Source organism: Aquimarina macrocephali JAMB N27, from assembly GCF_000520995.1.
GTDB classification, from domain to species: domain Bacteria; phylum Bacteroidota; class Bacteroidia; order Flavobacteriales; family Flavobacteriaceae; genus Aquimarina; species Aquimarina macrocephali.
In genome coordinates, this window is sequence record NZ_JACA01000049.1 from 65,589 (window position 1) to 81,164 (window position 15,576).

Below are 15,576 nucleotides of genomic sequence, written 5' to 3' on the forward strand. Positions count from 1 at the left end.
TCATACCCTATGAAATATCCTTATGTAATCATTGATAATGATCAGAAAATTGCAGATTCTATCCAAATCTCTTTAGAAGAGCAGCCAGATTATATCTGCACAGGAATAGCAAAAGACGAGCAGGATGCATTGGATTTAATTTTAGAGAGAAGACCCAGACTTGTTTTTTTAGAGCCAGAAGTGCCAGGAATAGATACGGTAACAACAAAGTATTCTTTGATGACAGAGCTTTCTAAGTATATGTCTCGGTTACCAGAGTTTATTGTGATCACCAAAACATCAGATTATGCCATAGAAGGCATACGTAATAGAATCATGGATTATATCCTGAAACCTTTTAATAAAGGGCAGATAAACAGAACATTAATGAGGTTCGAAAAAGACTTTGGACAGAGCGGGGATAATACCCTGTGTTTTAAGTCTTATGGGGACTATCGATTTGTAGATGTAGATGAGATATTATACCTAAAAGCAGATAATAATACTACAGATTTTATTATGAGTAATGGTACTAAGGTAGAGGCGTTTAAGACCTTAAAACATTTTCAGAACCTGTTACCAGATCATTTTGTACGTATACATAATAGTTATATTATTAATACCGATTATGTGTCGAGGATACATTTTGGAAAAGCAAAATGTGCCATCAAAAATACAGATGATTTGATCCCCTTTTCAAAGTCTTATAAAAACAATGTAGAAGAAATCAAAGACTCCTTAGCAAAGAAAAGTTTGATCTATATATAAAATAGATTGGATTCGTATACATAGCAACCGATAAATTGTAGGATTTATCGGTTTTTTTATGGGATAAGACCAGTAATAGTATTATAAAACCGTTAGTACTGCGTTTCCTACAAAAAAGGGTGATTTTAGAAAAAGGTTCATTTACCCGTATAATCGGTTCATGTACATCTCATAGACGACCAGTTACTAAACACACCTTAATATATTAGGCGCGAGGGAGGTATCGAGCTACATTTGTAGTGTACAATTAGAGATACACATCATAAAAAATGTATATAAAAAGAGTACTCTAAAAAATAAAAGTCGTCTGCGCAACGACAACCAAAATTAAATAAAAATTAACATACCCCGTTAAAGACTATATGTCTTTTGAAAAGTAAATTCAAACTAAAAAAACTAACATTATGAAAACTATAAAAACAATATTCGCTATACTATTCTTAAGTACTATGTTTATCGCTTGTGAAGCTGATGCCGTAAATGATGAGGTAGGGATTGAAGATGTTGAAACAGTTGGAGAGGACGATGCAAATGAAACAACTCCAGTAAAAGGATAAAAAAATAAAAAATATTTAGAATATTCTGATAACTAAAAAACTAACATTATGAAAACTATAAAAACAATATTCGCTATACTATTCTTAAGTACTATGTTTATCGCTTGTGAAGCAGATACTGTAAATGATGAGGTAGGAATTGAAGAAGTTGATACAATTGGTGAAGATGATGCAAATGAAACGACTCCTAGTAATGATGGATAATAGTGCACAATAATCAAAAAAATAGCATTATAATAAACAGGTCTTAATCTTAATTGAGACTTGTTTTTTTTATTTTACTTTTTTTCTTTATTAGATTTTGTTAAATTGAATTAAAATAATTCATAGAATGTTACGATTTTTTCTAAAATCAATTTCTCTATATTGCCTTATCATGTGTATTGGTTGTAACCAACCGGATAATACTGTCGAAAGTAATAAATTGAAATCTGATCTTGTAGATACTTATATAAAAAATGCAAAGGACAAAAAAAGCTCTATTGAAGAGCGTAAACAAAATTTGGAAAAAGCATATACCATTTATTCTACTCTAGAAGATAATACTTTTAAAATAGAAAAGATTCAGGAAATTTCGATTGAATATTATGCACTTAAAGATTTTGATAGCTATAAAGATATGAATGAAAAAGCTTTAAAGCTATCTACTTCAATAGGAGACTCTCTAAATATGGCTCAATCTCATTTTTTTATAGGGCTATATTATAGAAGATCTCAATTGGATATTGCTTTCAAAAATTTCCATGAAGCAGATAAAATTTATTCTTCTATAGACCCCCAGAAGTATAACCCTAAAGATTATGCACTTGATCATGGAAAAGCATTGATCGATATCGCTAGGATACAACAACGAACTAAAGATTATAATGAGAGTGAAGCGACAACGATTAAAGCTATTAAAAAGTTTGAATTAGCGGAGAACATTCTACATTTACCATTATGTTATACGAATCTGGGAATACTGGCAAAATATCAAGAACGTTATGAAGAATCTGTGGGGTATCATCAAAAAGCTATAGAATATGCTAAAGGAGCAAATACAGAGGTATTACAAACCTTAATATCACTTAACAATATTGGTACGGTATATAAGTCACAACAAAAATATGAAAAAGCAAAGGAATCATATCATAAAGCATTATCCTATACAGAATTTTTAAGTAAAAACCCTAGAAGACATTCTCTACTGCTAGATAATCTAGCCTATGTTAATTTTTTATCTAAAGATACAGCCGATATCCCAGATCTTTTTTATAAAGCTTTAAGGATACGAGATAGTATTGATGATCAAAATGGTATTGCGACCAATACCTTACATCTGGCAGAATATTATCAATCAATTCATCAAGATAGTATTGCTAAGTTGTATGCCGAACAATCTAAAGATGTATCCTTAGAATTACAAAAAAATGAAGAATTACTAAAAGTATATCAACTCCTATCAAAAGTTTCGGATAGTAAAGAAGGCTTAGGGTATGCGCATCAATATATAGCATTAAACGATAGTTTGATAAAAGAAGAACGTTTGTTTAGAGATAAATTTGCACGTATTCAATTTGAAACCGATGAGATTGTAGAAGAAAACCAACAAATCAGTAGAGAAAATCAAATTCTAATTATTGCGATCTTGGGCTTAACCGCCTTATTTTTATTGGGGTATATTATCTTTAGACAGCAACAAAGTAATAAAGAACTTCTATTTGCGCAAACCCAGCAAGAATCTAATGAGGAAATCTATCGTTTACTGCTTAATCAACAGATCAAACTAGAAGAAGGCAGGCAGATGGAGCAGCAGCGTATGTCTGAGGAGTTGCATGATGGGGTACTGGGTCGATTGTTTGGAGTACGATTAAGTCTTGATGGGATCAACCAGCGTGCCAACGATGGGTTTACAGAAACCAGGAATAAATATATAGATGAGCTTAAATCTATAGAAAAAGAAATACGATTGATCTCTCATGATCTGGGTGCAGAGACCTTACCGTCTGATGTGGCCTATATCGATGCGGTAGAAAACCTGATTAAAGACCTGTGCGAAGTGCATAAAATAAAGTTTGAGTTTAATAACGATGAGGATATCGATTGGGAGGGAATAGATGACCAGAAAAAGGTAAACTTTTTTAGGATTTTACAGGAGTCTATGCAGAATATCTTTAAGCATGCGCATGCAGATCATATAAAAATTAATTTCGAATATGTGGATAGTACCATAAATCTTACTATTTTAGATGATGGAATAGGATTCAAAACAAATAAGGTTAAAAAAGGAATTGGTTTAAAAAACATTACATCAAGAGTCAGTCAGATGAATGGAGAAGTTCAGTTTCTTAGTAACGAAGACATGGGGACAACAGTATCGGTACATGTACCCATAGAAGTCAAAGTCGAAGAAGTGTACTAAATAATCTATGCTCATACTATTTTGAGTAGAATCAAGTTTAAATAGTAAGGGGCTAATTTTAAAACCTAAAACAATAAATTTTAAGATGAAGAAAAAGCTAAAAGTTCTTATGATTGATGATCATCCTATGATTATCGAAGGGTATAAAAATACCTTATTAGGAGAAAATCAAAAAGAATATCAAATTAAGATTGACATCGCGTCTAATTGTGATGATGCATACGCCAGTATTGTAAAATCTTCAGAGACGGTTCCTTATGATATGCTTTTTGTAGATATTAAATTACCACCTTCTTCTGATGGGTCGATTACTTCTGGCGAGGATTTAGCAAAGCACGCAAAAGAGCTGTTGCCTAAATCAAAGGTGATTATTTTAACCATGCATAGAGAAGACCATAGAATACATAATATACTTAAGAATATTAATCCGGCAGGATTCTTAATCAAAAGTGATCTTACTTCTAGCGAATTGTTATTAGCCTTTAATAACATCTTAAAAGGTAAAGCGTATTATAGTGCTACGGTAAATGATCACTTTAGAAAAATGATGACCAACAAATTTTCTTTGGATGAGAAAAACCTAAAGATTTTATATCATTTATCTCGTGGTGTTAAGACCAAGAACTTACCTAATTATGTAAGTTTATCATTAAGCGCAATCGAGAAAAGAAAGAACCAGATCAAAGAGATGTTTTCTATTGCCAAAGCAGATGATCAAATGTTATTAGAAGAAGCACGAAAAAGAGGATTTATATAAAGAACAATTACGATATAGAAAAGGCTGAATTCTTTGTTTTTACTTAGGATTCGGCCTTTTCTTTTTATAAGACGTTTGATACAATTCACTCTGGATCCCAGCCTTTAGTTTATCCTGAGCTAAGTCGAAGGACTAGGATGACAACCTATTGGAATGGTACAACTAAATTCAAAAGTATGGTTGCTCGGCTCTAAGGCAAGTTGCTCTGTCATTCCAGCGAAGGCTGGAATCCACATTAGACTGGGATGGCAAATTGTAGGGATGATGATAGTTTCAGCGTCAGGTCGAGTGATTTTTCGTAGTATAACGAAGAAAAATAGTATCGAGACCCTTTTGATTATTAAGGATTATTCGTATTTGGCTCACATCTCGTAACGTTTCATATAAATTGGCTCTACCATTCTGGACTTGATCCGGAATCCACACTATAGTATTGACTTCATTATGGATCCCAGCCTACGCTGGGATGGCAAATTGATGGGATGATGATAGTTTCGGCGTCAGGTCGAGTGATTTTTCGTAGTATAACGAAGAAAAATAGTATCGAGACCCTTTTTATAATTATTAAGGATTACTCGTGTTTAACTGGCATCTGCATTAGAATAAAATGATTATTTGTAAATATGCACCTCTTCTGTTTTTTGGATTTTACTTGTATTCAGGCATATAAATACATGATATACGGTTTTTCCTTACTTATTTTGCGGGTTTAAATTGCTCTTAATCAAAGTTTTATACATACATTTATAATGTTAAAAAAAACTTAACATAAATCTTGATATACGAATAGTATAGTTATTAAAGACAATAGTATCTACCCCACTATATAAAAAGGTCTTTTATAGATATGCTATATTATCTAATAATATCAAGAACAATTGTCATAATGTAAATAATACTAATCATGTACCCAATCTCATGTTTAGGTTAATGAGCTAATTTTTAGATATTAATTAAATTATTCTACTTATGACTAAATTTACTTTTTTCTTAGTAAAGATGATGCAAATGCTTTTTAAGTCATCTTTTTACCTCGTATATAACATCTATGATATTTGTATTAGATCTGATTCTTTTTCGGATCTAAAAGCAATTGATATGACCAATTATAGCACCTCTTGAAGAATATGAGAGTGTACATGTAGAATTAGAATATGAACCAGTTTGTTATAATTATATAGTGTTAAAAAACAAGATATAAAAAAACACTGCAACTGTAAAACTTTGGCGAGCCGACAAAAGCAGTGTCTGGAATAGAAATACTATTTACAATTTTAGAAGTAATAGACATCACATGATGCCTTCTAAAAAAGAACTCAGAATTCTTATTATTTTTTTGAGTTAGTGATTTCCCAGACCTGATAATGATTTTCCTTTCTAAATTTAGAATCCTCCCAAAGATCAGTATGATAATATGTTAGTATAGAAGTCACTAGAGCTTCGTTTAGTACTACTACATATACTATTAGTATAAGAATTTGATAAAAAACAAAATACATAAACAACTAATCTATCCAATCATAACGATTGTAAATTTTAAACCATTAATCTATGAAAACAACAACCAAATTTTTATTACTCCTGCTCTGTATTGGCGTTAGTAGTTCAATCTATTCTCAATCTCCAAATATTGTGGTGATTATTGCCGATGATATGGGGTGGTCACAAGTGAGTACAGGAGCAACTAACCTTAATAATCCCAGTGATTTTTATGAGACACCAACTTTAGAAACATTGGCAACTCAAGGTATTGCTTTCCCACAGGCTTATGTAAACGGAGCAAATTGTGCGCCGACCAGGGCAGCAATTTTAAGTGGACAATATGCATCAAGACCAGATAATAATGTATTTGCAGTAAACGGTTTAAATAGAGGAGGAAATTCTACGCTATTGGTAGGGCCCAGTCAAGGGCTTTCTAACGGAGAAGATGAAATTCCTGCTAGTGCGATTACTATAGCCGAGACTATAAAAGCAAGTGGATATACAACAGCCCATTTTGGAAAATATCATTCTGGAGGAAGCATGAGTAATGGACCTACCGATCAGGGATTTGATTTTAACTATGGGGGTGGTTCTGATGGTGCGCCCGGAAGCTATTTTGCTTCGCAATCTGGTGGAGTTTGGACTTTTCATAGCAGGATAGGCCCAGAGCTAGATCCATATGCCGATCCCTATACATTAAGTGAATCTATGGCATTAGCAGGAGATAACTCTCTAGACGGAACAGCAAAACATGTAACCGATGCAATGGCAGATGCTGCAATCGATTTTATGAATACAAATAATACATCTCCATTTTTTATGCATTTTAGTAACTATGCAATACATGGTCCTTGGGGTCAGGCAAACGCAAGGCCTGATTTATATGCCAAATATGTGGCTAAAAATAATACGAACCCTAGCCAGATGGGACATACAAATATTGCTCAGGCGGCAATTGCAGAAGGAATGGATCAAACAATAGATAGACTTGTTGATTATCTAAAAACAACAGCAGATCCCAGAAACCCTGGTCATATGTTATCAGAAAATACATTAGTATATTTTATTTCTGATAATGGTGGTGCGATAGGAACAGATGATAACGGCCCTTTACGAGGAATGAAAGGAGAGCATTATGAAGGAGGAGTACGATCAGTTACTATAGCGTGGTCAGAAGGTTTATTGGCAAATACAGGAACAGTTAATGATACTCCTATTATTGCTTTTGACCTGTACCCAACACTTGTAGAAGCTGCAGGAGGAACATTACCAGTAGGATATGATATCGATGGTGTAAGTCAATGGTCTATGTTAACCGGTACGAATCCTAATCTAAATAGAGATGCTATCTACTGGCATTTTCCCGGATACCTGATTGACTCTAAACGAGATCAAAGACCTGTGTCTATCATACGGAAAGGAGACTACAAATTGATTCATAATTTTGAAACAGCTTCTTATGAAATGTATAACCTAATCACTGATATTAGCGAAGCCAATAACTTATTATCAGGAAGTCCTGATAATGCAACATTAACTATAGCAAATGATTTAAGTACAGATCTTCGTAACTACCTTATTAATATATCGGCTCCTTTACCGACGTATCGAAGTAGTGGACTTACGGTTCCATTACCAGAAATTATCCAAATCAACCCACCGGTTGTGAGTTGTGTTGAGCCTGATACGTATTTGGCACTTTGGAATTTTGACGTTGGAGTAGATGCAAATGATGCTTCTTCAAATAATAATGATCCCCTTTCTACTATAGGAACATTAACTTATGATGCAGTAGATTTTAAAGAAGGAGATCGATCTTCGGTATTTGATGGAGCAACCAAAATACAGTATAGCCAGAACCCTGGCCCATTTTTGATCGCATCGATGTCGCAAAGAAGTGTTGCTATGTGGATAAAACCAACAGCCTTGTCTGGTATCCAGAATCTTTTTGAAGAAGGAGGAGGGGTTAGTGGAGTTGTATTGAGATTAAATGGATCAAACCTGGAATCTATAGTAAGAAATAGTGCTACTGTTTCTGATAGTCATAGTGTAGCTTTTCCAAATGATGGAGATTGGCATCATGTTGCTGTTGTATATAATGGCGGGAGTACCAGCCATAACCTATATATAGATGGTGTTTCTGCTGCTTCTAGTAGTGCAGCTCCAAGTTCTGTTCCTACGCACATAGGATCTGGAGGAATTGGTGGTGTACAGAAAAAAGATAGTTATGGAGAAACTTTAGATAATTTTTATACAGGAAAAATGGATGCAGTTGTTGTTTATGATTTTGCACTTTCTGCTGCACAAGTTATCACATCAGGATGTCTTCCAGATCCGAACCCTTCACAATGTACATATGCTGTTATTAACTCAGAAGATTTTGAATCTGGATGGGGCGTATGGTCAGGTGGTGGATCAGATGCAAGAAGAAGTTCTAGTGATGCAGCTTATGCAAATTCGGGAACATATTGCATACGATTACGAGATAATACATCTACATCGGTGATGACTACTTCTAATTTTGATATGACAAGCTATGAAGAATTAACGATTAATTTCTCGTACTACTGTAGAAGTATGGATAATAGTAATGAAGACTTTTGGCTTCAGATATCAACAGATGGTGGAGCTAATTTTACCACTGTAGAAGAATGGAACCAGTCTGATGAATTTGTAAATGACCAACGTTATAATGATCAGGTCATAATTCCAGGTCCTTTTACAGCAACTACTCAAATTCGATTTAGAGCCGATGCATCTGGTAATTCAGATTGGGTATATATAGATGATGTGGTGATTAATGGATGTAGTACTCCAGCAGCTTCTATGACTAGTACATCAATAGTTAATGATGTACAACCAGAAGCAGAAGTACAACCAGAAGCATTAGTGGATGAGCAAGCAGTAGAAGAAGAAGAAATAATATCTAAAGAAGATATGTTTTCGATATATCCTAATCCATTTGGAAACCAGATCTATATTACTTCAAAACAAAATAGTGACCAAAATACAGAAGTAGAGATATTTAACAATTTAGGACAATCAATATTCTTGAAATCATATACGAATCAAGAAAGAATAAAAGTGCCTACTCAGGATTTATCTACAGGACAATATTTTATAAAAATAAGTGTTGGCGATACTATAATTCAAAAACGATTGATCAAGATGTAGTGTTAATTATATCTGATCATATGATCCGTAAGGTATGAGTGTGAAGTAAAAGAGGTTATCAATTTGATAACCTCTTTTGTTATTTGATAATTGAACTTCTAATATGTGACTTGAACAACATAATTTAGTTAATAAAATTAGTGTTAGACAGGACCCTTCGATAAACTCGGAATAAGTTTTTTAAAGATCTAATAAAAACCAAATATTAAATACATTTTGATAGCCTTAATTTGGCAATAATAATTCAAAACCTCTTAACTAATTGATATTAAATACGTGTAGATTACTTTTTTAAAAAATAGATCATGAATTCGTAGGATTGCTTTAAATTCTTGCCTTTTATCCCGAAAATTAGTGATTTCAACCTATTTTTATGGTAAAACCGTAATTATTTTGGTGTTTTAAAATACTCATAATCAAAGTTTTATGTATACATTTATAATGTTAATAAAAGCATAACGTAAACACATTACTTAAAATAGATATTGCTTATAGAAAAAATTACGCTAGACATTTTATTTCTTACCCCTCGATGTCCCAAATGTGTTATTTTTTTGATAGCTATTTAGAACAGAAAATTACAGCAATATGACTGTGATGCATTATAGTATTTATTTGCCCGTAGATATTATAGTTAGTGAACTTTATCAATAAAATAAATTGCTTATGGATAGCACTACTTTTATTTCATTCGTGAAATGTGTGATGATGTTTTTCCCATCTGATTTTTTCATACGCAAAATGTATACTACTATTTTGAAAACACAATATAGGTGATTTTCAAAATCTGTTAATGAACAATGCTTTGTTGTATAGTAATGTAGGAAAAAAAGATATTTTTTGTATTGATAATATACCTAAATAATAATGAGAATATAGAATAACAAAATAACAATCCCGGAATTGTAAAACTTTTGGCGAGCCAGCAATACCAGGGATCTGAATAACGATCAATTTAATACTAAATTAACCATTATGAGGCTTCATTTTTTTACATCAAAAGATGTTCAAAGGTCTTCTTCTACGAAAGATAGTTTTTCTGGTGTCTATACGAATTATGTTCGAAAAATAGATACCCTATCCAACTACAATATCATAATTTTGATAGGAGCGATTACTCTTCTATTAGTATTATATTCCTTTATTGCATACTCCTTTTTAGAGTCTTCTTCAGTTCTTTTACTTAAAAGCGATTATCGTACCAATATACATACAGAAAATAGTACTGCCTTTAAGGATAGTATAGATACTCATCTATATACGCATACACATAAAGATAATACATATAGTACTACTCGTATCTTAAAAAATAATGCAGTAGGTACTGTTCATACTTCTTTTCAGAAATATTTAAGATCAATTCAGCTAGACTACACATCGGTGGAGAGGATCAAACTATTATGTATTTCTAAAAGAATAATAGATGTGGATTCTAATGAATCCCTCCAGAATAATAATAAAACAATTTTATCATAAATAGCTTATGAAAATCAATACACGATTCTTGTTTCTAATACAACTCATATTCATCTTGATAAATAGATTGTTAGGTTTTTGTTTAGTGCAAAAAAATACTTTTGAACATAAAAAGAGTAGCAATTTATCAATAGTATATGGAGTTGTCTTTATGCTTATAGGTTCTTTGGGGTATGGACAGTTTAGCTGTCCTTCTACATTTTATCAGGTCATTAGTGGCGAATTAAAAAGCTATGACGCAGTTACAGGCGAATATTCGGCACCGATTAGCACGAATGATCTCTATAATGCTACAGGATATAATCCGGTTGATAATTTTGTATATGCTATAGGAAAAGCAGGTACCATAAATGGGCACTTGATCCGTATTGATGCCGATGGATCAATAGCAGATCTTGGAGCCTTGACCAATATGGGGTCTGGCGGTATATCTGGAGACGTTGATGACAGTGATAATTTATGGATCAATAGGGGTGACCACTACGACAGGATCGAAAATCTATCAACCCTTCCGATAGGAGGGGCTCCCGCAGTAGTAACCGTTACTTTTACGGGACCGGCTGGTGTGGTTAATGATGTTGTTCATATCAATAGAAAATTATATGGAGTTAATAAAAGTGCAGAACTAATTATATGGGATCTCGATACATCAATTAAAACGGTAGTAGGAGGTTTAAGTACCCCAACTACAACTCTTGGTTTTGGAGCGGCGTTTACCGATGATCAGGATCGTTTGTATGTATCATATAATGATGGTGGATTGTATTTGATTAATGATTATACAACGGGAACACCAACATCATCATTTTTAAACTCTACAGCTACTACAACCAGCAATGATGGGTTTTCATGCCCCTCGGCACCATCACCGATAGATCAGGATGGTGATGATATATTAGATCCTTTAGATTTAGATGTAGATGGGGATGGTCTAACAAATACAGACGAATCTCCATCTGATCCTTTTGCCGATGGAGATGGAGACTTGGTTTTTGCATATTTAGATGATAACGATGCCGATGGAGCAACAGGTAATGTAGATGGGGTTATCGAAACTGCTTTTGATACCGATGGAGATGGAGTTCCCGATTTTTTTGATCTGGATAGTGATAATGACGGGATTTATGATGTGGTTGAAGCGGGACATGGCTTGCCACATACCAATGGAAGAATAACCGGTCAGGATACAGGAGCAGGTACAAATGGGCTTTTCGACGGTCTGGAAACTATAGTAGATTCTGGTATAATTAATTATACAATAGCAGATACAGATACGGTAGGAAATCCTAATTTTCAATCTACAAATAGTGATGGAGATACATGTAGTGATGTTCGAGAAGCTGGTTTTACAGATGAGAGTAGTGACGGTATTTTAGGGCCTCTTGTGGTAACCGTTAATGAAGACGGAGTAGTGACTAGTGCAGTAGATGGATATACCACTCCTAATGCAGATTATATTAATGGTGGGGTAGTGTCAGCAGCATGCTCACTTACTCCATTTAGTTGTCCTCAAAACTTTTTTCAAATCATCTCTGGAGAGTTAAAAAGTTACGATGCCATAACAGGAGAATATTCTGATCCCATTGCAGTGAGTGAATTATACAACGCAACAGGGTATAATAGAATTGATGATTTTGTATATGCGATTGGTAAAGGAGGAGGCTCAAGCCCTATTAATAATCACTTACTTCGTGTAGGAGTAGATGGTTCTTTTCAGGATTTAGGAGCATTAACTAATATGGGCGGTGGCGGTATATCCGGAGACGTAGATGATAGCGATAATCTATGGATTAATCGAGGAAAACATTATGACAAAATAGAAAACCTATCCACCTTACCGGTTGGAGGTTCACCCGCAGTAGTTACGGTTACTTTTACAGGAGGAACGAATAAAAATACGAATGATGTAGTTTTTATCAACGGAAAATTATACGGTGTTAGCAACAATGATAAATTAATTAATTGGGATCTTACTACACTTGTTAAAACAGAAATATCAGGTTTGGGAACGCCTACAGCAACCAATTTTGGAGCTGCATTTACTGATGCAGAAAACCGTTTATATGTTTCCTATAATAATGGAGGGATGTACCTGGTTAACGATTACACCACTGTAACCCCTTCTGTAACACTTTTAAATAATACAATTGCTACGACCAGTAACGATGGATTTGCTTGTGCGACAGCATCTTCTGCTTTTGATTTGGATGGCGATCTCGTTTTAGATCCATGGGATCTGGATGTAGATAATGATGGAATTCCTAATTTAAATGAATCTCCTTCTGACCCCTATGCAGATGGAGATACAGATAATATCTTTGCTTATCTTGATGATAATGATGCCGATGCAGGAACAGGGAATGTAGATGGAGCAGTCGAAACTGCTTTTGATACCGATGGAGATGGAGTACCTGATTTTTATGACCTGGATAGTGATAATGATGGTATATACGATGCTATAGAAGCTGGTCATGGATTTGCTACCAGTAATGGAAGAATCAATGGAGCAGATACAGGATCAGGAAATAATGGACTTTTCGACAGTATAGAAACTGTTGCAGAATCCGGAATACTTAATTATACAATAGCAAACACAGATGCAGCTGGAGACTTTGATTTTGAATCTCTTGATAGTGATGCAGATGGTTGTAGCGATGCCAATGAAGCATATAATAACTGGAATGCAGATGGTGCAAATGGAGGGGTCTATAATCCATGGAATGCTGCTACAGAACCACTTACCGTAACTGCAAATACTGTGAATCATGACGGTCTAGTCGTCGCAGCAGCATATACTACAGGAGCAGTAGCTGCTGTAACAAATAATGCAATAACTACGGGTTGTGAGGATGGTGATGGAGTTACGGGAACAGTAGAAGATGCAGGACCTAATGGAGGCGATGGAAATGGAGATGGAATATTGGATTCTTCACAAGGAAATGTAGCTACTATACCAATAGCAGATGGTACAGGGTATGTAACAATAGAAACCACAGGGATTTGTTTTCAGATCTCAAGCATCAGCACTGTATTAGAATCAGAGTTGGCAGCTAATGATGCAACATATCATTATCCTTATGGATTGGTAGATTTTACTTTAGATTGTATAACTCCGGGAGACGATGTAACAGTTACTTACTATTGGCATATCACTAATTCTTTAGCAGGATTTACATATCGTAAATATGGACCAAATACTCCGGGAGGAGCCTCAGATATTTATCAGGATTTTACAACGGCATTAAATACTACTACAATAGGAGCAAGAACAATAGCTACAGCTTCTTATAATCTTACAGACGGTATATTTGGTGATGATACAGTTTCAGATGGACAAATTATTGATCCAGCCGGACCAGCTCTTTTAACCGTAAATTCAGATGGTGATGGTATTATGGATTCTGTTGATTTAGATGATGATAATGATGGAATTCTTGATATAGACGAATGTAATCTGGGCGGAGGAACATTTGGAGTAGAATTAGTAGATGACGCAAATACAACTTTTGAAATTACAGCAGAAAATAATGCTACTACTTTAGCTAATTTATTATTTGCTCCCAACTCTGACCTTACTTTGGTATCTGCTACTGTCAATGAAGGTAGCGGAGCAGTAACACAAATAGGTACATTTAATGATGGAGATCGGGTGACCGATAGTGGAGGAGCTTTAAATGCATTTCTTGGGTTTGATCGGGGAATTATCTTTTCTTCGGGTAATGTTCTTGAATTAGATGATAATTTGTCTAATCAATTCTCATCACCTAATGCATTAGGTGATGGAATTAATGGGACAGGTGCTGCAGGGGGTGGTAAGGATGCTGATTTTGGTGGAGGTAGTACAGAATTTGATGTCTCTAGCCTTGAAATAGTAGTTAATATTCCCGCAGAAACAGTAATCTCAGGTCAGTTTGTTTTCGCTTCAGAAGAATATAATGATTATGTAAACACAGGATTAAACGATGCTCCTAAAATATTTATAAATGGAACCAACTTAGCATTAACGCCTTCTGGTGCACAACTAAGTATTGATACTGTAAATAATACCGTAGATAGTGGATCATATACAGATAATGAAACGGTTCCTACGGCTATAAACATAGAAGCAGATGGTTTTACATCTACAATAACTTTTTCTGCAGTGTTAAATGCAGGAAATAATACAATCAAAATTGGTGTAGCTGATAATGGAGATAATCTTTTTGACTCCTGGTTAGCTTTTAAGGCAAATTCTTTTGTTTTATGTTTTGATAGAGATACTGATGGTGATAACATTGTAGATCGTCTGGATTTGGATAGTGATAATGATGGAATTTATGATGCTGTTGAGGCAGGTCATAATCAAACACATGTAAATGGAGTAGTTTCCGGAGCTGTAGGTGGAGATGGAGTACCAGATGCGGTTCAGGCACCTGGAAGTGAAAGTAGCGGAACCATAAATTATACAATTGCTGATAGTGATACAGATAGTAATTATAATTTTTTAGAATTAGATAGTGATGCCGATGGGTGTAATGATGTTATTGAAGCTGGATTTACCGATGGTGATAATAATGGGTACCTGGGTACCGGTACTTTTGGAGCTGGTCTTACAGTAGATGGAAATGGAGTAGTCACCTCGGGAACCGATGGGTATACTGGTACTAATGCCAATGTGACTACAGCAGGAACAGCACCATCAATTACTACACAACCGTCGAATTCAGCTATATGTACAGGAGCAGATACTACATTTACAGTGGTGACTTCTAATGCTGATACATATCAGTGGCAATTGTTTAATGGTAGTACCTGGGATGATTTAACAGATACAGGAATTCATAGTACTACCACTACAGCTACATTAACCATTACAAATGCTTTGGTAGCAGATAGCGGTAATCAATACCGTGTTATTGTTTCTAGTTCGACATATGTATGTAATCCAGTAACTTCGGAAATAAGAACACTTACGGTAAATACTTTACCAACCGCAGCGGCCA

General features: G+C 34.5%; 8 protein-coding genes. All 8 read left to right on the forward strand.

Features of this window, described 5'->3' with window-relative positions; translation table 11 throughout:
• The first annotated feature begins 9 nt into the window (after nucleotides 1–9).
• Nucleotides 10–747, forward strand: coding sequence for a LytR/AlgR family response regulator transcription factor (locus tag Z054_RS0123085; RefSeq protein WP_024772396.1), 738 nt, complete (start codon nucleotides 10–12; stop codon nucleotides 745–747).
• A gap of 404 nt (nucleotides 748–1,151) precedes the next feature.
• Nucleotides 1,152–1,304 carry a hypothetical protein gene (locus tag Z054_RS31870; protein ID WP_161635329.1) on the forward strand — a complete coding sequence of 51 codons (153 nt, stop codon included), beginning with the start codon at nucleotides 1,152–1,154 and terminating at the stop codon, nucleotides 1,302–1,304.
• A 48-nt stretch (nucleotides 1,305–1,352) separates the two neighbouring features.
• Nucleotides 1,353–1,508, forward strand: coding sequence for a hypothetical protein (locus tag Z054_RS31875; protein WP_161635330.1), 156 nt, complete (start codon nucleotides 1,353–1,355; stop codon nucleotides 1,506–1,508).
• Nucleotides 1,509–1,635: 127 nt separating this feature from the next.
• Entirely contained in the window at nucleotides 1,636–3,705 is a 2,070-nt protein-coding gene (locus Z054_RS0123100) for a tetratricopeptide repeat-containing sensor histidine kinase (protein ID WP_084050554.1), read from the forward strand.
• 85 nt (nucleotides 3,706–3,790) lie between these two features.
• On the forward strand, nucleotides 3,791–4,462 hold the full coding sequence (locus Z054_RS0123105) for a response regulator (RefSeq protein WP_024772398.1): 672 nt from the start codon (nucleotides 3,791–3,793) through the stop codon (nucleotides 4,460–4,462).
• A 1,551-nt stretch (nucleotides 4,463–6,013) separates the two neighbouring features.
• A complete protein-coding gene (locus tag Z054_RS0123115; protein WP_024772399.1) occupies nucleotides 6,014–9,118 on the forward strand; it encodes a sulfatase-like hydrolase/transferase in 3,105 nt (1,034 codons plus the stop codon).
• Nucleotides 9,119–10,093: 975 nt separating this feature from the next.
• A complete protein-coding gene (locus Z054_RS0123120) occupies nucleotides 10,094–10,594 on the forward strand; it encodes a hypothetical protein (RefSeq protein WP_024772400.1) in 501 nt (166 codons plus the stop codon).
• Between the two features lie 85 nt (nucleotides 10,595–10,679).
• Nucleotides 10,680–15,576 (forward strand): DUF6923 family protein (locus Z054_RS30530; protein ID WP_051473867.1); only part of this gene is annotated, 4,897 nt, incomplete at its 3' end.

Coding starts and splice junctions, on each gene's coding strand:
- Z054_RS0123100 (WP_084050554.1), top strand. CDS start 1,636: ATGTTACGATTTTTTCTAAAATCAATTTCTCTATATTGCCTTATCATG.
- Z054_RS0123105 (WP_024772398.1), top strand. CDS start 3,791: ATGAAGAAAAAGCTAAAAGTTCTTATGATTGATGATCATCCTATGATT.
- Z054_RS31870 (WP_161635329.1), top strand. CDS start 1,152: ATGAAAACTATAAAAACAATATTCGCTATACTATTCTTAAGTACTATG.
- Z054_RS0123120 (WP_024772400.1), top strand. CDS start 10,094: ATGAGGCTTCATTTTTTTACATCAAAAGATGTTCAAAGGTCTTCTTCT.
- Z054_RS0123085 (WP_024772396.1), top strand. CDS start 10: ATGAAATATCCTTATGTAATCATTGATAATGATCAGAAAATTGCAGAT.
- Z054_RS31875 (WP_161635330.1), top strand. CDS start 1,353: ATGAAAACTATAAAAACAATATTCGCTATACTATTCTTAAGTACTATG.
- Z054_RS0123115 (WP_024772399.1), top strand. CDS start 6,014: ATGAAAACAACAACCAAATTTTTATTACTCCTGCTCTGTATTGGCGTT.